Origin of the sequence: Promicromonospora sp. NPDC060271 (assembly GCF_042726755.1) — a bacterium.
Lineage (GTDB): Bacteria > Actinomycetota > Actinomycetes > Actinomycetales > Cellulomonadaceae > Promicromonospora.
Genome location: NZ_JBHXBG010000010.1, coordinates 20,870 through 39,406, shown reverse-complemented (window position 1 = coordinate 39,406; position 18,537 = coordinate 20,870). Strand labels below are relative to the sequence as shown.

15 protein-coding genes are annotated in these 18,537 nt (G+C 72.6%); 3 read left to right on the top strand and 12 right to left on the bottom strand.

The features are described from left to right. Positions 1-132: 132 nt before the first annotated feature. The 3 genes from malQ to ACFWE2_RS03090 all read right to left on the bottom strand — a co-directional run bounded on the left by malQ (position 133) and on the right by ACFWE2_RS03090 (position 4,035). Complete coding sequence (gene malQ, locus ACFWE2_RS03100) at positions 133-2,379, bottom strand: 4-alpha-glucanotransferase (RefSeq protein ID WP_377222758.1); 2,247 nt, start codon at positions 2,377-2,379, stop codon at positions 133-135. A gap of 133 nt (positions 2,380-2,512) precedes the next feature. Next, positions 2,513-3,562 carry a mechanosensitive ion channel family protein gene (locus ACFWE2_RS03095; RefSeq protein WP_377222739.1) on the bottom strand — a complete coding sequence of 350 codons (1,050 nt, stop codon included), beginning with the start codon at positions 3,560-3,562 and terminating at the stop codon, positions 2,513-2,515. Between the two features lie 239 nt (positions 3,563-3,801). Continuing rightward, positions 3,802-4,035 carry a PTS glucose/sucrose transporter subunit IIB gene (locus ACFWE2_RS03090; protein ID WP_116674151.1) on the bottom strand — a complete coding sequence of 78 codons (234 nt, stop codon included), beginning with the start codon at positions 4,033-4,035 and terminating at the stop codon, positions 3,802-3,804. A 143-nt stretch (positions 4,036-4,178) separates the two neighbouring features. On the opposite strand from ACFWE2_RS03090, the gene ACFWE2_RS03085 reads away from it, so the two are divergent. Continuing rightward, positions 4,179-4,571 (top strand): globin, encoded by a 393-nt coding sequence (locus ACFWE2_RS03085; RefSeq protein ID WP_377222738.1) that lies wholly within the window; start codon positions 4,179-4,181, stop codon positions 4,569-4,571. Positions 4,572-4,596: 25 nt separating this feature from the next. Beyond that, positions 4,597-5,553 (top strand): acyl-CoA thioesterase, encoded by a 957-nt coding sequence (locus ACFWE2_RS03080; protein WP_377222737.1) that lies wholly within the window; start codon positions 4,597-4,599, stop codon positions 5,551-5,553. Here ACFWE2_RS03080 and ACFWE2_RS03075 read toward each other — a convergent pair. Beyond that, positions 5,550-6,200 carry a hypothetical protein gene (locus tag ACFWE2_RS03075; RefSeq protein ID WP_377222736.1) on the bottom strand — a complete coding sequence of 217 codons (651 nt, stop codon included), beginning with the start codon at positions 6,198-6,200 and terminating at the stop codon, positions 5,550-5,552. The genes ACFWE2_RS03080 and ACFWE2_RS03075 overlap by 4 nt on opposite strands. 124 nt (positions 6,201-6,324) lie before the next feature. Between ACFWE2_RS03075 and ACFWE2_RS03070 the strand changes: the two genes are divergently transcribed. Beyond that, entirely contained in the window at positions 6,325-6,825 is a 501-nt protein-coding gene (locus ACFWE2_RS03070; protein ID WP_377222735.1) for an acyl-CoA thioesterase, read from the top strand. A gap of 51 nt (positions 6,826-6,876) precedes the next feature. Here ACFWE2_RS03070 and ACFWE2_RS03065 read toward each other — a convergent pair whose 3' ends face one another. From ACFWE2_RS03065 to ACFWE2_RS03030, 8 genes are all read right to left on the bottom strand, one after another. After that, positions 6,877-8,580: a GTPase family protein gene (locus ACFWE2_RS03065; protein WP_377222734.1), complete on the bottom strand. Its 1,704-nt coding sequence runs from the start codon at positions 8,578-8,580 to the stop codon at positions 6,877-6,879. Continuing rightward, entirely contained in the window at positions 8,577-10,553 is a 1,977-nt protein-coding gene (locus tag ACFWE2_RS03060) for an ABC transporter (RefSeq protein ID WP_377222733.1), read from the bottom strand. The genes ACFWE2_RS03065 and ACFWE2_RS03060 overlap by 4 nt, the downstream gene beginning before the upstream one ends. 54 nt (positions 10,554-10,607) lie before the next feature. Beyond that, positions 10,608-11,495, bottom strand: a complete 888-nt coding sequence (locus ACFWE2_RS03055) for a hypothetical protein (protein WP_377222732.1) — start codon at positions 11,493-11,495, stop codon at positions 10,608-10,610. A 146-nt stretch (positions 11,496-11,641) separates the two neighbouring features. Next, complete coding sequence (locus tag ACFWE2_RS03050) at positions 11,642-12,595, bottom strand: phosphotransferase (RefSeq protein ID WP_377222731.1); 954 nt, start codon at positions 12,593-12,595, stop codon at positions 11,642-11,644. 174 nt (positions 12,596-12,769) lie between these two features. Continuing rightward, positions 12,770-14,452: an energy-dependent translational throttle protein EttA gene (gene ettA, locus ACFWE2_RS03045; RefSeq protein WP_377222730.1), complete on the bottom strand. Its 1,683-nt coding sequence runs from the start codon at positions 14,450-14,452 to the stop codon at positions 12,770-12,772. 143 nt (positions 14,453-14,595) lie between these two features. Beyond that, positions 14,596-15,141 (bottom strand): single-stranded DNA-binding protein, encoded by a 546-nt coding sequence (locus tag ACFWE2_RS03040; RefSeq protein WP_377222729.1) that lies wholly within the window; start codon positions 15,139-15,141, stop codon positions 14,596-14,598. A gap of 54 nt (positions 15,142-15,195) precedes the next feature. Further along, positions 15,196-16,776, bottom strand: coding sequence for an ABC transporter (locus ACFWE2_RS03035; RefSeq protein ID WP_377222728.1), 1,581 nt, complete (start codon positions 16,774-16,776; stop codon positions 15,196-15,198). After that, complete coding sequence (locus tag ACFWE2_RS03030; protein ID WP_377222727.1) at positions 16,773-18,452, bottom strand: GTPase; 1,680 nt, start codon at positions 18,450-18,452, stop codon at positions 16,773-16,775. Before ACFWE2_RS03030 ends, ACFWE2_RS03035 begins: the two co-directional genes overlap by 4 nt. Between the last annotated feature and the right edge of the window lie 85 nt (positions 18,453-18,537).

The window sequence follows — 18,537 nt, the reverse complement described above, 5'->3', positions numbered from 1 at the left end:
CGCCCCCGCGCCGGGCGGGGGGTACTCTCGCGCGGGGGGGGCCAGGGGCGCCGCCTCACGGGCGTTGGTGGGGGGGATTTTGGCCCCCCCCCCCCCTCTGAGCCCACAAATAGCCCGCACTCAACGGAACCGTCACGGCAGGGGCTGGTCTGGGTCCTCCTCGTTCATGACCGTGACCAGGGAGCGCAGGCGGGCGTTGGTGAACAGGTCTTCCAGGAGCACCACGCTGCCGGCGGAGTCCGCGAGCGGCACCTTCCAGTTCGGGTACTCGGTGTCGGTCCCGGGCTGGTTCTGGGCGCGCCGCTCCCCCACGGCGTCGGTCAGGTACACCCCGACCAGCGCTGCCGGCGTGTCCCTGAGGTAGCGGTGCAGCCCCTCGACGAGCTCGCGCTCGGACGGGTCGAACGTCGTCAGGCCGCGTCGGGACAGCGCCTCGACGAGCGACTCGCGCTCGGCGCGCGCCTGGGCCCGCAGCACCGTCGGCTCCTCCGTGAGCAGCCCGAGGCGTTCGCGCAGGTCCACGTGCTCACCCGCGAGATAGCCCGCGGTCGGCGGCAGGTCGTGCGTGGTGACCGTGGCCAGCGCCGTCCGGCGGTACGCCTCCGGCTCGACGGGGGCTCCGGCGGCGTCCCGCTCGAAGAGGAGCACCGAGGTGCCGAGGATGCCGCGCTCGGCGAGGTAGTCGCGGATCCACGGCTCGAAGGTGCCGAGGTCCTCGCCGACGACCGTCACCCCGGCGCGGTGCGCCTCCAGGCACAGGATGCCGATCAGGGCCTCGTGGTCGTAGGTGACGTAGGCACCGGCCGACGCGCGTGCTCCGCCCGGGATCCACCAGAGGCGGAAGAGCCCGAGCACGTGGTCGATCCGCAGCGCGCCGCAGTGCCGCAGCACCGTGCGCAGCATCTCGCGGTAGGGCGCGTAGCCGGCCTTCGCGAGCGCACGCGGGTGCCACGGCGCCGGGGACCAGTTCTGGCCCTGCTGGTTGTACATGTCCGGCGGGGCGCCGATGGACACGCCCTGGGCGAGCACTCCGGCGTCCGCCCACGCGTCCGCGCCGTCCGGGGACGAGCCGACGGCCAGGTCCTTGAGCAGGCCGAGCCGCATGCCCGCGTCGAGCCCGGCACGGTGCGCCGCGTGGAGCTGCTCGTCGGCGACCCACTGGAGCCAGCAGTAGAACTGGACACGTTCGGAGAGCGCGTTGCGCAGCGTCGCCACACCCGCCGACGTCGGGTCGGCGAGCTCGGCCGGCCAGTCGCGGCCGTCGAGGTGCTCCGTGATGGCGCACCACGTCGCGAAGTCGACGAGGCCCTTGCCCTGCGCGAGCACGAACTCGTCGAACGCCGTCTGCCGGGCCGCCGACCGCCGGGCCGTGTACACGACCTCGAGCGCCGCCTTCTTGGCCTCCCAGATCGCGTCCCGGTCGATCGGCCCGGAGTCCTCGGACAGCTCACGGACGGGTTCACCCGCCCACTCCACGAGCGACCGGTCGGCGGCGGAGAGGTATGCCGTCTCACGGATGTCCTCGACACGGATGTACAGCGGCGACATGAAGCGGCGCGACGTCGGCAGGTAGGGGCTCGGCGTCACCGGCAGCACCGGCTCCGTCGCGTGCAGGGGGTTGATCCCGACGAAGTCCGCACCACCGTTGTGCGCCGTCTGCCAGGCCAGGTCGGCCAGGTCGGCCAGGTCGCCCATGCCCCAGGAGTCCTTGGACCGCACCGAGTAGAGCTGGACCATGAAGCCCCACGCCTGCTTGCGGGCGACCTTCTTGCGCAGCTCCAGCCGCTGCGGCGTCACCACGAGCGGAGTCTGCGCCGTCTGGCCGCCCGACTCGGCGTGCAGCGTGTGCCAGCCGAGGGGCAGGTCGGCCGGGACGGTGAACGTCACGCGCGCGACCTTGCGGCTGTCCACCGTGCGGGGCTCGGTGTGGACGTCGGCCTGCCGGAGCTGGACGCGGGGGCCCCGCACCACCGCGAACGAGCCGGTGGTCGTGGTCGCCTGCGGCGGCGTCACGCGCCACGGGGTGGCGCTCGTGGGCACGACCGGCTGCTCGGACTGCTCGAGCGCTATCCACGCCGTCACGTCCGCGCCGTCCGCGACGTGCACGGCGACCTGTACCTCGGCTCCCTCGCGGGTCACGACGGTCGGCGGCAGCATCGCGCGCCACACGTCGTCCTCTACCCGGTCCAGGCTCGCGGCGACCGCTCCCGGGGTCGACGCAGGCACGTCGAGCGCCTCAAGCACCGCGACGACCGTCGACACGCTGACGTGCTGCACGCGGCCGTCGTGGTCGGTGTACACGCACTGCACGCCGTGGGCGGTCGCCAGCTCGGCCAGCTCCGGCGGCACGGCGGCACCGTCTCCGGTGGACCCAGGCATCGGTTCGTCGGTCACAAGGAAAGATCTTGCCATCTACCGGCGCTCACCGGGCGCAACGCGGGCGTGTCCGGCGAATTGGCGGACGGCACGGGTCAAGACGCTCGGGGCTGGGTCAGGCGGCGCCCGGGCCGGGTCAGGCAGGCCCGGGGCCGCCGTCCGTACCCTCCGAGGCGACCCCGTCGAGCGGCAGGGGCGCCGAGCGCGCGACGATCCCCGCGTTCAGCAGGGCCGCATGGGCCGCGACGCGCAGCGCCCGGGCGACCACCCACTGCTGGGCGGGGCGCACCTGGGCGAACAGCGTGAACGTGAGGCCGGCCTGGTCGACGGCGTCCACGCCGCGCACCGACGGCGTCTCGAGCAGGCTGTCGGCGACCTCCGGGTCGTTCTTGACCCGGTCGACGGCGCGGCCGAGCGCGGTACGGACGGCGTCGACGTCGGTCCCCAGCGGCACCTGCACGGAGGCGACGGCTCGGCTCCACTCCTGGGTGCGGTTGCCCGCCCGCAGGATCTCGCCGTTGCGGACGTACCAGAGCGTGCCGTCGAACGCGCGGACCTGGGTGAGCCGCAGGCCCATCGCCTCGACGGTGCCGACGACGTCGCTCCCCAGGTCGACGTTGTCCCCCACACCGAACTGGTCCTCGATGAGGAGGAGGATGCCGGACAGGAAGTCCTTGACGAGGCTCTGCGCGCCGAAGCCGAGGGCGACGCCGACCACTCCCGCGGAGGCGAGCAGCGGGCCGACCGGCCACTCGAGGATCTGCATGATCGAGAGCACCATCATGGTGCTGATCACGATGTTGGTCGAGGAGTTCAGCACCGACCCGACGGTCCGCGCGCGCTGCGCGCGCCGTTCGGCCACCCGCGGGTTGGCGACGGTCAGGGCGTCGGCAAGGGCCTGCGGCGACATCAGCATGTTCTTGCGGCGCCGCTTGCCCTTCGCGGGCGCGGTGCTCGGCACACCACCCGTGGTGGTGCCGACGGGGTCCGAGGCCTTCTCGACGACGGTCCTCGGCTTTTGCCCGACGGCGATGCGCTCGGTGAGGGTCGTGACGACCCGCCGCACCACGTAGATGGCGACCAGCCCGATCACGAGGATCAGGATGATCTTCAGGGGTTTGTCGCCGAACCAGGACCAGAAGCCCTCGGCACCGTTGAACAGGGAGGTAGCAAGAGACTCGAACACGGTCGCAAACCTACTCGGGTCCGCGAGCCGGATCAGACCACCGCGGCGGCGTGCGAGGGACTGCCGCGCGATTTTCACAGGGCGTTCGCCTCGTGGGCGCGCCCGGTGACACCGTCGTGAGACAGGTCACGGGCCCGGGAGCACCCCGGGCCCGCGCCGTCGTGCGAGCAGGCTCACCGTCGAGCTCGCTCCTGTCCTGCCTCGTCCCGGGTCTGCGTCCTACCTCGGACCCCGAGCGTTCAGACCCTGAGCGTCTCGAGCTCCGCCGCGAGGCTGTCGGCCTCAGGCCCGACGATCACCTGGACCACCCGCCCGGACCGGACTACGCCGAAGGCACCGGACGACTTCAGTCCGGGCTCGTCCACGAGCGACGGATCGCTCACCTCTACCCGGAGCCGAGTGATGCACGGCTCCAGCTCGACGACGTTCGAGGTCCCTCCGAGGGCCGCAAGGATCTGGTCAGCCTTGGTCATGTCTCAACTCCCACCGTGCGTCGCTGCAGGTCTCCGACCAGCCTATCGCCCCTGGCAAGCGGTCCGCCCGGCAATTGTCGTCTTGCTCACACGAGACCCGGTTTCACGCGGCTGCCATCGGGCTGTCACAGTCGAGTGGCAGGATGACGAACGTGACACAGGAATCCTTCTTCGACGCCGTCGGCGGCCACGACACGTTCGTGCGTCTCGTCGACGCGTTCTACGACGGCGTCGCCGACGACCCGGTCCTGCGCCCCATGTATCCCGAGGAGGACCTGGGGCCGGCCAAGGAGCGGCTGACGCTGTTCCTGGAGCAGTACTGGGGCGGGCCCACCACGTACTCCGCCCAGCGCGGGCACCCGCGGCTGCGCATGCGGCACATGCCGTTCAAGGTCAACCCCGACGCACGCGACCGCTGGCTCGCGCACATGCGGACCGCCGTCGACTCACTGGGCCTCGCGCCCATCCACGAGTCGCAGCTCTGGGACTACCTGGAGCGCGCCGCCTTCAGCATGATCAACACCTTCGAAGACTGACCGGACCTGAAGGAGACGCCCGCACGTGGACGCCACCACCCCTGATCCGCTCGCCGGCAGCACGCCGGACCGTCAGCCCGACGCGCTCGACCGCCTCCTGCAGGTGCTCGACCTGCGCCACCTCGAGGGCTGGGGCCCGCGCGGCGAGGAGGACGTGCTGCGCGGCGACAGCATGCCCGGCCCGGCCAACCGCGCCTACGGCGGCCAGGTGCTCGCGCAGGCCATCCTGGCCGCGGACCGCACCGTCCCGGACGGCCGGCTGATCCACTCGCTGCACGGCTACTTCCTGCGCGAGGGACGGGTCGAGGAGCCCATCGACTTCGCCGTCGAGCGGCTGCGTGACGGACGTTCGTTCAGCGCGCGGCGCACGCACGCGATCCAGTTCGGCAAGCCGATCCTGTCGATGATCGCGTCCTTCCAGGACGACCAGCCGGGCTACGAGCACGCGATGCCGATGCCCGACGACGTCCCGCCGCCCGACGAGGTCGGCTCGGCCTTCGACGAGCTCGCCAGCCTGCCGGAGGGTGTCGCGGTACGGGCCCAGTTCTGGACGGACTCGGCCTTCGAGCTGCGGCACGTGGGCGGCTCGCTGTACCTGCGGCCGGACGCCGCGGTGGCCGACGGCGGCACGCCGCCCGCCACGCAGATGGTCTGGATGCGTACGCGCCGTCCGCTGGAGATCAAGGAGCAGGCGATGCACCGCGCCCTGCTGGCCTTCGCGTGCGACCAGCTCATGCTCGAGCCCGCCCTGCGTGCCGCCGGCAAGTCGTGGCAGGACGTCGGCGCCTCCGTGCCGATGGCCAGCCTCGACCACGGCATGTGGTGGCACCGCGACGTGCGGGTGGACGAGTGGATGCTGTTCGTGCAGAGCTCGCCCACCGCGCAGGGCGGGCGCGCCCTGGGGACGGCCAAGGTCTACACGCAGGACGGCGCCCTGGTCGCCTCGGCAGGCCAGGAGGGCATGATCCGGCTCCCGGCCTAGGCCCCGAGCTCGGCCAGCCGGTCCCGGGTCGCCTGGATCGCCTGCCGGGTCGACGCGACCTGGTCCGGGGCCACGCCCGCCTCCACGCGGAGGTCGAGGGCCTGCACGAACAGCGCAAGGGCCTCGCCGAGGAACGGCCTGGCCTGGTCGGCGTGCGCCTCGAGCGCCTGGTCGTACCGGCACTTGCCCCAGTGCTGCAGGGCGAAGCACTCCAGCCGGCGCGCGTGCTCGACGCTCGCGGAGTACTCCCCGTAGTGGTGCGCCGCCTCCAGGGCCAGGCCGAACAGCAGGTCCGCCTCGGAGAACCGGTGCCGCCACTGCAGCACGTGGGCCAGTCGCAGCAGCGGCGCCACGGCGCCGAGCGGCACCTCCTCCGCGTGCGCGTGCGCGGCCCCCACCTCGTCGGCCGGCCCGCCGGCCTGCCGGACCGCGAGCCAGCCGAGGCGCTCGGCCTCGGCCAGCTCCGCGTCCGGGTCGTCCGCCTCGGGGGCCAGCGCGCGGGTCAGGGGCACGCGCACGGCGAGGGCGGCCGGCGCGTCGCCGTCCGGACGTCCCGTCAGCTCGTCGCGATACGCCTGGGCGGCCGGGACGTCGTCGAACACCTCGTGCAACGTCACCGGGTCGAAGTGGTGCCTGGGCAGATCCAACTGTTCCTCCGCGGCCAAAATCAAGAGGGATGAATCTACCAATTCGGACAGGCTGGGGACCACTCGGCCCGGGGTGGGGCGGTGTCCGGACGGGCAGTACTTCACGTGGAGGAAAATGGGCACCATGACACGCCTCCACGTCCCCGTCACGCTGCGCTGGTCCGACCTCGACGCGTACGCGCACGTCAACAACGTAGCGATGTTCCGCCTGCTGGAGGACGCCCGGATCACCGCCTTCTGGCAGCACCCGGAGGCGCCGGAGGGCGAGGAGTGGCCGACGGCGGTGGTCCCCACCGGACCCGACGCCGACTCCCACACGCTGGTCGCGGGCCAGCGCATCGAGTACCTGCGCCCGCTGCTGTTCACGCGCACGCCGGTGCGCGTCGAGATGTGGCTGGGCCGGATCGGCGGCGCGAGCGCCGAGGTCTGCTACGAGGTGCACGACGGCGTCGCCGGCATGGCGCGGACCGGGCCGACGTCGGGCGGCACGCCCTACGCGCGCGCCACCACCACTCTCGTGTTCGTCGACGCCGCCACGAACCAGCCCCGGCGGCTCACGGAGAACGAACGGCTGGCGTGGAAGGGGTTCGAGGAGGAGCCGGTCACGTTCCGCCACCGCGGCTGACCTGTCAGACGTACAGGTCACTCGGGTGACCTGTGGGTCTGACACGTCGGGTCAGCTCGCGGCGACCGTTGCCGCCGTCCGGCAGCTCGCCAGGCGGGCCAGCTCGTCGCCGACGGGCGCGCGCACCAGCTCGTCCGCCACGGCACCGACCGACTGCCGGAGCCGGCGCCGGGCGCCCATCGCCCGACGGCGGGCGCCGAGCGCGCCGAACACGCGGCAGACGAGCGCGAGCAGCAGGCCGAGGGCCAGCCCGCCGAGCACCATGAGCGTCGGCCACGGGATCCGGAACGGGTCGACACCGAGCCCGTCGCCTGCGCCGGGCTCCGGCGTCCCTGGGAACACGATGCCCTCGCCCGACCAGGTCGGCAGCGTGACCACCGGCGTCGGCGGGGGCGGGAGCTGGAGATAGGCGAAGCCGAACAGCCCCAGCAGCCAGAGGAGCCCGACCGCCACCACGGCGATCAGGGTCCACTGGACCGTGTTGACCAGCGACCACCAGACCGGTCGGCGGGACGCCTCCACGCGGGTCGTCGCCACTGCCTGGTCGAGCGCGTCCGGAAGCCTGTCGATCCCCGCCTGCCCGCGCGAGCGTGCGGCCAGGACCCAGGGGTCGGCGGCTCCGCGCGTCACTTCCTCGACGTAGCGCCGCACGGCCGAGGCGGCCGCCGACCGCACCGCCGGCCGAGCCGTCGGCAGCGACGTGCGCACCAGGTCGTCCCTGCCCGACGGCGCCCGGTGCTCGCGGTCCGCCATGCGCAGCCCGAGCCGCCGCAGCGGGTCCCTGCGCAGCCGTCCGACCCAGCGGGTCAGCGGCCAGCCGGTCGCCGCGCGCGCGTCCCGGCGGGCGGAGGCGCGCACGGCGTCGACCACCGTCGGCACGCCTGCGGCCGCCTCCAGCGCCGCCACCAGGTCGCCCTTGGCCTGGTTCCCCTGGCGCGACGGCGGAGGCGTGCCGCACTCGTCGACGATCTTCTGCGCGACCGCCCGCTCGTCCGCGGCGAGCCGGGCCGTCGCGGCCTCTCGCTTGGCCGCCGCCTTCGCCAGCAGCCTTCGGAGCTCGTCCATGCCCTGGCCCGTCCTCGCGGACACGGCGAGCACGCGTGCGCCGTCCAGACCGTCCTGTGCCACGAGACGCTTGAGGTCGGCGAGCATCGCCGACGTCTCGTCCGGCGTGAGGCGGTCCGCCTGGTTGAGCGCGACGACCACCACCTCCGCCCGCCCGGCGAGCGGACGCAGGAAGCCCTCGTGCAAGGCGGCGTCCGCGTACTTCTGCGGATCGACCACCCAGACGAGCAGGTCGGCGCGCTGCACCAGCCGCTCGGCACGCAGGCGGTGCTCGGTCACTATCGAGTCGTGGTCGGGCAGGTCCAGCAGGACGAGCCCGGTGTTGTCCGCCACCGGGTTCCCGGCCGACGGCGCGCCCACCTGGTGCCGGCGCCCCACCTCCAGCCAGTCCAGGAGCGGGTCCGCACCCGCGCCCCAGACCGCGGCCATCGGGTGCGACGTCGTCGGACGACGCACGCCCGGCTGCGCGACGGCGACCCCGGCCACCGCGTTGAGCACCGACGACTTGCCCGAGCCCGTCGCACCAGCGAGGGCCACGACCGTGTGCTCGGCGGACAGGCCGCCCCGCTCCCGCGCGCGCGTCGCGACGGCACGTGCCTCGTCCAGCAGGGCCGGCTCGATACGTCCCTCGGCATCCCGGACGGCGGTCTCTAGGGCCGTGGTCCGGTCGCCCAGGTCGAGCCGGCTCATCGGTCGCCCTCGCCGAACATGCGCTTCCAAAAGCCCATCCTGGCGGGTTTGACGGGCTCCTCGACGATGTCGGAGCGCCCCTTCGCCAGCATCTCGCGCGCTGGCCGAATCCGGGCGCCCCGCAGGCCCCGGCCCTCGGTGAGGTCCTCGACGGTCGTGGCCCCCGGCGCGGCGTTGCTGGCCGCCGCCCGGACCCGGCGCTCCGCCGAGGCCGCGGAGGCGACGGCGTCCGCGGCCGAGCGCAGACCCGCGCCGCCCGCCTCGGCCGAGCCGAGGGCGTCGAGCTGGGCCGTGTACCGGGCGGCCTGCCCGTCCATGACCGCCTGGATCCGGGCGCGCAGCCGGTCGCGTGCCTGCACGGCCAGGCGCCGCACGGCGTCCTCCCCGAACACGGCCTCCAGCAGCCGCTGGGCAAGCACCGCCGACCCGCCGGCGATGCCGACCTCGATACCGGTGAGCCCGCCCGTCGAGGCGAACACGAAGATCATCAGGGCGACGCCGAGCCCGTTCACGCCGAGGGACAGCACCCGCGCGGTGCCCCGCTTGGCCGCGCCCTGCTCGCGGACGAGCTCCAGGACGTCGCCCTGCCAGCCGCGGATCTGCCCGCTCACCTCGGCCCGCAGCGAAGCGGGCGTCCGCGACAGCTCCAGGCCCTCCAGGAGCACCGCACCGGCCGAGTCGCCCCGCCAGGCCTGATAGGCGCGCTCGGCCGCGTCCTCCGCGGCGTCCAGCACCACCGACTCCAGGCCGTGGGCGATGGCCTGCTCGACCTGGGGCGCCTCCTTCGGCCTGCCCCGGAAGAATCCGGCGACCGCGTCGCGGAACCTGCCGATGCCCTCCTCGACCGCCCGGAAGAACTCACCGGTACCCACGAAGTCCTGCCAGCGGGCGAGCACCTCGCCGCGCAGGAGCGCGCCGTCCGACGTCGCCGCGGCCACGTGGGCCACCGCGTCCGCGTAGGCGCGCTCGACGACGTGCCGCAGCCGGACGTCAGCGGCCCGCTGCTCGTCCGCGGCGTCGGCCAGGGCCGCCGCCCGCTCGACGAGGGAGTCCACGACGCCGTCGCGGGTCGCCGCGATGACCCGCCCGCGCGCTTCGGCGTCACCGCCCAGACCGGTGAGCCAGCGCGAGACCTCCGAGACCGCCTCCTCCGGCAGCATCCCGCCTGTGAGCTCGGCCTCGGGGATGACGAACAGCGCGCTCTCCGCCAGCCCCTGCTCCACCATCATGTCGCGCAGGTCGTCCGCGGTGGCCTCGGCGCCAGGGTCCACGCGGTCCAGCACCATCGCCACCTGCGCCTTGCGCGCCGCCGCCTGCAGCAGCAGGTCCCACGGCACCGCGTCCGCGTACCGGGCGGAGGTGGTGACGAACAGCCACAGGTCGGCGGCGCCGAGGAGCTGGGCCGCGAGCTCGCGGTTGGCCGTGTCCACCGAGTCGATGTCCGGCGCGTCCAGCAGGGCCAGTCCCTTCGGCAGCGCCTCGCTCGGCACGAGGCGCAGGGTGCGGCTGGGTTCGGACGGCGGGTCACCGAGCCCGGCGCCGCCCGACGTCGTCACGCGCGCCATACCCGGCAGCACCCGGTCCGTGGAGAACCAGCGGGCGTCCAGCGGGTGGTGCACCAGCACGGGGGCTTTCGTGGTGGGCCGCAGCACGCCCGGCTGCGTCACGAGCTCGCCCAGCACCGAGTTCACGAGCGTCGACTTGCCCGCGCCCGTCGACCCGCCGACCACCACGAGCAGCGGCGCCTTCTGCGAGCGCAGCCGGGGCAGCAGGTAGTCGTCGAGCTGGTCGGTGGCGCGGCGCAGGTCCGTGCGCGCGGCCCCGACGCCCGACGTCTCCAGCGGCAGGCGCAGCGCACCGAGCCGGGCCCGCAGCACCTCCAGGGCGCTGACCAGGCCGGACTCGGTGCCGGACCCTGCCGCCGGCTGGTCCTGTGCGCCGGCTGCGGCGGAGTCGTCGGGCTGATCGGTCATGCCGCACAGTCTGCCGTAGACACCCTGGTCAGGCGCGTCCGTACCGCGCGGAGGTCAGCCGCCGAGCCGGGTGCGCAGCCATTCGAGGGCCGCGTGCGCCACCTCGCGCTGCACGGCGCGGCCGTGCGGCAGACCCGGCTGCGGCGGTCGCATCGAGTCGAGCACGAGAGCCCCAGCGGTGACGGTGATGGCGCAGGTGAGGGCGTCGGGGTCGACGTCGGGCAGCGGGTGCCGGTCCATGACCACCTCGGGCGGCGGGGCGCCGTCGACCCGGAGGTAGGGCAGCAGCAGCACGAAGTCGATGAACGACGCGCCGCGCGACGGCATGAACCAGTCGACCGCATGGGCGCTGGTCGCGTCCCAGCCGTGGTCGGTGATCAGTATCGACTCGCGGCGCAGGGCGCCGTGCACCAGGTTCTTGCCGCCCATCGCCTCCCCGGCGAAGCCGGCGATCTCGGCGAGGTGGTCGATCTTGTCGGACAGCCAGGGCGTGAAGGCGGACAGGCCGGGCGGCCGCATCGCGGAGATGGTGGCCCAGGCCTGGCTGTCGATCAGGTCGAGCGTCTCGGGCAGGTCTACCGGCGCCTCGCTGGAGCCGATCTGGATCGCGAGCTCGACGGCCGCGGCGAGGTCCCCGTCGTCCCAGGGGTCGTGCGGCGGGCGGATGGGCTCGTTGCGGTACCCGAGGACCACCCAGCGTCCGGCCCCCGGCAGCACCTCGTCGACGAACCACTCGCGAGGGAGGGTCGGGATGTCGTCGGGCAGCGCGGCCATGGAGACTGCCTCCGCTGCCATCCGGTCCTGGGTCAGCGGTGCCTCGGGCCCGACGGCGCGGACTATCGACCGGCCCGACGCGGTCTGCAGCACCTCCAGGACGCCGGTCTGCTCCGTCCCGCTCATCGGAGCGGACCCGATCACGCGTCCCCCCATGGTCTCGCTCACGCGGGAACGGACAGAGGGGGGGAGATCGGACCATGCCGGTCGCCGAACAGCGCTCATGGCCGGAGTGTGCCCAAGAGAAGTTCACCCCGCAAACCACAGACAGCGGTGCGCACATCACGGCCAGCGGTCCGTGACCTGCGACGAGGTCAGAAACCGAGCCGGGTCTGCAGCCAGGAGACGGCGGTACGCGCCAACCGGTGCTGGTAGGAGCGCAGTTCCGGCATACCGGGCGGCGGCGGATCCATCGACGACTTGAGGTAGTGGCCGGCGAGCACCGCGATCCAGCAGGTCACGGCATCGGCCTCGGTGCCGGGCGGCAGACCGTACCGGCGCAACGTCGCCTCGGGCGGCGGCCCGTCGCTGGTCCGGACGTGCACCAGCATCGAGACCAGGTCGAGGTAGGGTGCCGCGACGCTGCCCCGGATCCAGTCCGAGACCAGCGGCTTCTCGTCCGGCGCGGCGGGCAGCATCACGCTCTGCACACGCAGCGCGCCGTGCTGCAGGCTCTTGCCCGCTATCGCGTCGGGAGCGTGCGAGGCGATCTCCGCGAGGCCGTCCAGGCGGTGCGCCAGCCACGGCGAATGGTTCGCGAGCCCGGCGGGCCGGGTGTCCGCGAGGATCTCCCACGAGTTGATGGGAAACACCTTCTCCTCGGGCAGGAACATCGGATCGTCGGGCGCCTCGATCTCACCGATCGAGCGGATCACCCTGATCAGGGACTCGACGTCCTCCTCCGGCCAGGTCAGGTCGACCGGCCGCACCTTGGGGCGCATCGAGTAGCCGACCGCCACCCAGGTGCCGAGGGTGGGCAGCACCTCGTCGATGGACCACACGAGCTCAGGATGGGGCGCTGCGTCGGGGAGCAGCGGCGAGAGCGCGATCTCTCGGCGCAGGGAGTCGAGCAGCTCCTGCTTCTCCGTGCCCAGCACCTTGACGAAGGTGTCGCCCTTGGTCGTCTGCACATGGAACCGCGCACCCGGCAGGACCCCGGAGTTCCCCGGATGCTTGGCGGCGATCACGCGCGCGCCGAGCAGATGGGTGATGCGGTCTCGCAGCGGAGGCGGAAGGTCACGCCACCCGGGTCGTAGGGCAGGGCTCACTGCGGCATCCTGTCGAAGATGTCCTAATGCGGCAAGGATGACCTTTTTTGCATGGATCTCTTCGACGTGGAGGAGGGCTGTGAGCCGGTCGTCAGTCGCAGTACTCGTTCGCGACTTCCTCGGGATCGGCGGGGACGGGCCTCGTTCCTCGGCCCCTCCCCGCCGACCGCGTCGTCAGTCGCGGGTCAGCTTGCGGTACGTGACCCGGTGCGGACGCGCCGCGTCGGCGCCCAGCCGCTCGACCTTGTTGGCCTCGTAGGACTCGAAGTTGCCCTCGAACCAGTACCAGTTCGCCGGGTTCTCCTCGGTGCCCTCGTACGCGAGGATGTGTGTCACCACTCGGTCGAGGAACCACCGGTCGTGCGAGACGACGACGGCGCAGCCGGGGAACTCGAGCAGCGCGTTCTCCAGGGAGCCGAGGGTCTCGACGTCGAGGTCGTTGGTGGGCTCGTCGAGCAGCAGCAGGTTGCCGCCCTGCTTGAGCGTCAGCGCCAGGTTGAGGCGGTTGCGCTCACCACCGGAGAGCACGCCGGCCGGCTTCTGCTGGTCCGGGCCCTTGAACCCGAACGACGCGACGTACGCCCGCGACGGGATCTCGACGTTGCCGACCTTGATGAAGTCGAGCCCGTCGGACACGACCTCCCACAGGGTCTTCTTCGGGTCGATGCCGCCGCGCGACTGGTCGACGTACGAGATCGAGACGGTCTCGCCGACCTTGAGGTTGCCGCCGTCCAGCGGCTCCAGGCCCACGATGGTCTTGAACAGCGTGGTCTTGCCGACGCCGTTCGGGCCGATGACCCCGACGATGCCGTTGCGCGGCAGGGTGAACGACAGGCCGTCGATGAGCACCCGGTCGTCGAAGCCCTTCTTCAGGTTGTCGGCGTCCAGCACCAGCGAGCCCAGACGCGGGCCCGCGGGGATCTGGATCTCCTCGAAGTCGAGCTTCCTGGTGCGGTCCGCCTCCGCTGCCATCTCCTCGTAGCGGGCGAGACGAGCCTTCGACTTGGTCTGGCGACCCTTCGCGTTGGACCGCACCCACTCCAGCTCCTCCTTGAGGCGCTTGGAGAGCTTGGCGTCCTTCTTGCCCTGGACCTCGAGACGCGCCTGCTTCTTCTCCAGGTACGTCGAGTAGTTGCCCTCGTAGGGGTAGAGGCGCCCGCGGTCGATCTCGCAGATCCACTCGGCGACGTGGTCGAGGAAGTACCGGTCGTGCGTCACGGCCAGCACGGCGCCCGGGTAGGACGCGAGGTGCTGCTCGAGCCACAGCACGGACTCGGCGTCGAGGTGGTTGGTGGGCTCGTCCAGCAGCAGCAGGTCGGGCTTCTCCAGGAGCAGCTTGCACAGCGCGACCCGGCGACGCTCACCACCGGAGAGCACCGAGACGTCGGCGTCCGGCGGCGGGCAGCGCAGCGCGTCCATCGCCTGCTCGAGCTGGGAGTCGAGGTCCCACGCGTCGGCCGCGTCGATGTCCTCCTGCAGCGAGCCCATCTCGGCCAGCAGCGCGTCGAAGTCGGCGTCGGGCTCGGCCATGAGGGCGGAGATCTCGTCGAACCGCGCCTTCTTGGCCAGGATCTCGCCGACCGCCTCCTGGACGTTGCCGAGGACCGTCTTCTCCTCGTTCAGCGGCGGCTCCTGCAGGAGGATGCCGACGGTGAAACCGGGCGAGAGGCGCGCCTCGCCGTTCGACGGCGTGTCCAGCCCAGCCATGATCTTGAGGATCGTCGACTTACCGGCACCGTTCGGACCGACGACGCCGATCTTCGCGCCGGGCAGGAAGTTCAGCGACACGTCATCGAGGATGACCTTGTCGCCGTGCGCCTTGCGCGCCTTGTACATGGAGTAGATGTATTCAGCCACTGCCTGTGTTCCACCGTTCGCAGTAGGTAGTTCGGATAGGCACTTCGGAAGGGGGGCCGCTCACGCGGAGCGGGTGCCGGGTTGTCCCTGCGCGGAGGTTCACCCCCGGCACCCGCGGACCGCGGAGCACGACCGACCCCAGCCTACGCGTTCACCAGCTCGCGCTGCCCTACGCCGGCTTCGCCACCCTGGTCGCCCTCGTCACGCAGGAGCTCCGCGGCGCTCCCGGGACCCAGGGCGTCGAGGCCGAACGGGTCGGCGTCACCCGGCCCCGTCGCGGTCAGCCCACCGCGGTCCACCAGGGTGTCCTCGGGCACCGTGTCGTGGTGCACCACCCGCGTGAACCCGACCCTGCCACGGGTCGCGTCGACGCCGATCGCTGTCGCCACGATCACCAGCCCCGTGCGCTGCTCACCCTCGGGGCCGGTCCACTCCTCGACCTCGAGCCGTCCCGTGACGACCACCGGGATGCCCTTGTGCACGGACTCGACCACGTTCGCCGCGGCCGCGCGCCAGGCCTTGACCGTGAACCACAGCGTCGCGCCGTCGGTCCAGTCGCCGTTCTCGCCTCTGTAGCGCCGGGTGCTGGCCATGCGGAACGTGGACCACTGCAGATTCTTGGCCGTGTTCACGTGCAGGGCCGGATCACTGCCGACATTGCCCGACACGGTCACCATGACGTCGTTCATCTTGAGGCCTCCTGGGTGTCCGGACCGGCCCGAGCGGCCGGTCCGTGCCCAGCATCAGGCCCGAGCGATACGCAGATCCGACAGCTGGACCGTGCCTGTGGACGGAACCCGGATCCGCTGCCCTGTGGTCGCGTTCTCTTCCAGGCGAAGCGGTGCCGAGGGTCCGTCGTCCCGCGCACTCTGTGCGAGCTCCCGCACCGCACGATGCTCGTCGAGGAGCTTCTGGGTGGGCACACCCAGGGTCTGCTGCAGCACTCGTTCGAGCGCCGCCCGGCCCGAGGCGATGACGCCCTGCGCCCGCCGGGCGGCCAGCGCCCGGCGCAGCTGCACGGCCACGAGGAACACCACCAGCGCCGCCACAGCCGCCACGACGGCGAGCACGCCGAGGACGGTCGTCCACGTCTCGCCGACCGGCAGGAACCCCATCGCGGCCAGCACGGTCGCGATCCCGAGCACCACGGCGACCAGCACCGACCCGAGCGCGAGCCGGCGGGTGAGCGGCTGCGTCGTCGGACCGCGGGTGTCCAGGACGACGCCCTGCAGCGCCGTCGAGACGGCGGCGGCGACATCCGGCGCGCTCGCGACGGCCGCCCCGAGCGAGCGGCGCCAGCCCGGCTTGAGCGACTCCCCCGCGCCGTTGAGCCAGCGCGACCGCGACAACGCTATCGAGTCCGGGTCGGGCGCACGGAACTCCGGCGAGCCGTACCCGTTGCGCACCGCGGCGCCGACCTGCGCCGCGACCGACTCCAGCCCCGCCGCCCGCGCCAGGGCGTCCACCTCGCGCTCGAGCACCGTGTCGATGTGCCAGGGCACCTCGGCGGGCGTCTGGCTCAGCAGCAGGGTCGCCGCGGCGTCCAGCTCGCCGGCGGCCCGGCCCGCCGAGACCGAGCGGCGCGCGACCGTCTGCTCGAGAAGCCCTCGCAGGTCGGCGATGCCGACGTCCGTCTTCGTCGAGGCCGCGACCACCGGGACGTTCTCCAGGCCGTCGTCACGCAGCAACCGCTTCACGTCGTTGACCAGGTTGTCCCGCTGACCGACGGGCACCGTGTCGATCTGGTTGAGCACCACGACGGTCGAGGCCTGCATGCCCGACGAGTCACGCAGGTAGCCGGTGTGCAGGGCGTCGTCCGCGTACTTCTGGGGATCCACCACCCAGACGAGCAGGTCAACGAGCGGCAGCACCTTGTCCACGACGTCCCGGTGACCGGGCGCGACGGAGTCGTGGTCGGGCAGGTCCAGGAGCACCAGCCCGGCAAGGCTCGCGTCGTCCGCCGCGTCGAGCTCGCCGGACCGGGAGATGCGGCGCTCGCGCTCCACACCGAGCCAGTCGAGCAGCGGCGCGGCGTCGTCGCTCCACGAGCACGCCGTCACCTTCGCGGTGGTCGGGCGCTTCACGCCGACGTCGGCGAACGAGAGGCGGGAGATCTTGTTGAACGTGCTCGACTTGCCCGAGCCGGTGCCGCCCGCGAGCGCCACCACCGTGTGGTCGACGCCGAGCGCCAGCCGTTCGCGCACGCCCGCGACGGAGCTGGCGACCTTGCCGAAGACCGCGTCGTCGAGGCGAGATCCCGCGATCTGGAGAGCGCGTCCGAGGTCCTCCGTGCGTGCGCTCAGTGTCGCGTCGTGGCTCGTCATGTCAGCCTCCTGAGCTCGGCCAGCCGCACGCGGAGCGGAGCGGCCGCGTCGTCGGCTAAGGCGGGGACGTCAAGGGCACTCTGGACAGAACGGGCCTCTTCCGCAACCGCTAGCGCCACCTTGTCGGCAAGTTCGCCCCGAAGTTCCTCGACGGCTTCGCCCGCGGCCTCGCCGAGCACGCGGTCGACGAGGTGCGCGGCGTCCTCGTTCCCGAGCGCGGTGGCGAGCAGCAGGGTCGCGAGCCCGGTGTCGCCGAACGCCTTCCGGGCGCCGGCCGCGCGGGCCGGGGCCTCCGGTTCGGGGCTCTCGGCCGCGGTGACGTCCAGGCGCCCGACGATCTCGTCCGCGTGCCCGGACCACTCGGCGGCGGTCGCCTGGCCCCAGGCCAGGCGGTCCTTGGCGCGGGCGGTGCCGTTCGGGAGGATCGTCTCCCCGGCAGGTGGCGCGCCCGGCCCCGTCAGGGCGCCGCGCAGGCTCTCCTCGGTGCGGACGCCGGCTGCCACGAAGGCCCTTGCGGTGGTGGCCTCGATCTCCTCGCGCAGCCGGACGAGCGCTGCCTCGCGGGCCTTGCCCGCACGCCTGGTGGTCCGGGCGACGCCGTCGCGGACGGTGATGCGGGAGATGCGGTCGGTGCCGGCGAGCTCGGTGAACCGTGCGGCGACGGTGCCCTCGCCCGGCGCACCGGACAGGACGGCGGTGCGGGCCGCGAGCTGCTCGTCGGGGACCACCGAGTCGACGGCGGTGCGCAGGTCGAACGCGGCGGTGCCCTGGTCCTCGACGGCCGCGACGAGCCCCATCACCCATTCGGGGAGGGCGCCGAGCGCGCCCTTGAGCGTGCGCAGGATGATGGTGCGGGAGCGCTCGGGCCCGGCCATCAGGCCGAGCCAGCGCTGGATGGGCTCGACGAGCTTCGGGTCGAGCAGCCCCTCGTGCGGGCCGACATCGGGCACGATGAACAGCGGGACGTCCTTCATGCCCCGCTCCTTCATCCGCGAGTTGAGGTCCGCGCGGATGGTCGTGAGCGTCTCCTTCGGTACGCGGTTGAGCACCATGGCGACGCTCGCGCCGCGCTCCTTCGCCCGGTCCAGGGCCTGCCATGGCAGGGCGTCGCCGTACCGGGCCGCGGTGGTGACGAACAGCCAGAGGTCTGCCGCCTCGAGGAGCTGGTGGGCGGTGGAGCGGTTCTCCGACAGGAACGAGTCGAGGTCGGGCGCGTCCATCAGCGCGGTCCCGCGTGGCACACCCTCGTGCTTGACGAGCCGGGCCAGCTCGGTGACGGGTCCAGGGGTGAGCGTGTCGACGTCTCGCGGGTGGACACCCACCACCGGCTCGCGGGTGGTGGGCCGCAGCACGCCGGCCTCGGACACCTCCTCGCGCAGGAGGCTGTTGAACAGGGTGGACTTGCCGGCTCCGGTGGATCCGGCCAGCACGACGACGGCGGGGCTGGACAGCTCGGCGAGGCGCGGCAGCAGATGTTCGTCGAGCTGCGCGAGGAGTCGCGTCCGGGAGGCCTCTGCTTCTTCGGCACTGTCGATGGGAAGGGGCAGGGTCGCGGCGGCGACGTCGCGGCGCAGATCTCGTACGACGTCGTGCACCGTGAAGCCGAGCTGCTCCGCAACGTTCGGGTCCACACCACCCCGACGGCCGAGCACTGCGGAGCGTGTTCCTGGAGTCACGGCTTCATCCTGATTGGTAAAGAACGTTCTGCCAAGCCGTGCACGGCTGTTGGTGGGCAAGAACGCAGGTTTTGCACGCGGTGCC

Coding starts and splice junctions, on each gene's coding strand:
- malQ (WP_377222758.1), bottom strand. CDS start 2,379: ATGCCTGGGTCCACCGGAGACGGTGCCGCCGTGCCGCCGGAGCTGGCC.
- ACFWE2_RS03090 (WP_116674151.1), bottom strand. CDS start 4,035: ATGACCAAGGCTGACCAGATCCTTGCGGCCCTCGGAGGGACCTCGAAC.
- ACFWE2_RS03085 (WP_377222738.1), top strand. CDS start 4,179: ATGACGAACGTGACACAGGAATCCTTCTTCGACGCCGTCGGCGGCCAC.
- ACFWE2_RS03070 (WP_377222735.1), top strand. CDS start 6,325: ATGACACGCCTCCACGTCCCCGTCACGCTGCGCTGGTCCGACCTCGAC.
- ACFWE2_RS03065 (WP_377222734.1), bottom strand. CDS start 8,580: ATGAGCCGGCTCGACCTGGGCGACCGGACCACGGCCCTAGAGACCGCC.
- ACFWE2_RS03060 (WP_377222733.1), bottom strand. CDS start 10,553: ATGACCGATCAGCCCGACGACTCCGCCGCAGCCGGCGCACAGGACCAG.
- ACFWE2_RS03040 (WP_377222729.1), bottom strand. CDS start 15,141: ATGAACGACGTCATGGTGACCGTGTCGGGCAATGTCGGCAGTGATCCG.
- ACFWE2_RS03035 (WP_377222728.1), bottom strand. CDS start 16,776: ATGACGAGCCACGACGCGACACTGAGCGCACGCACGGAGGACCTCGGA.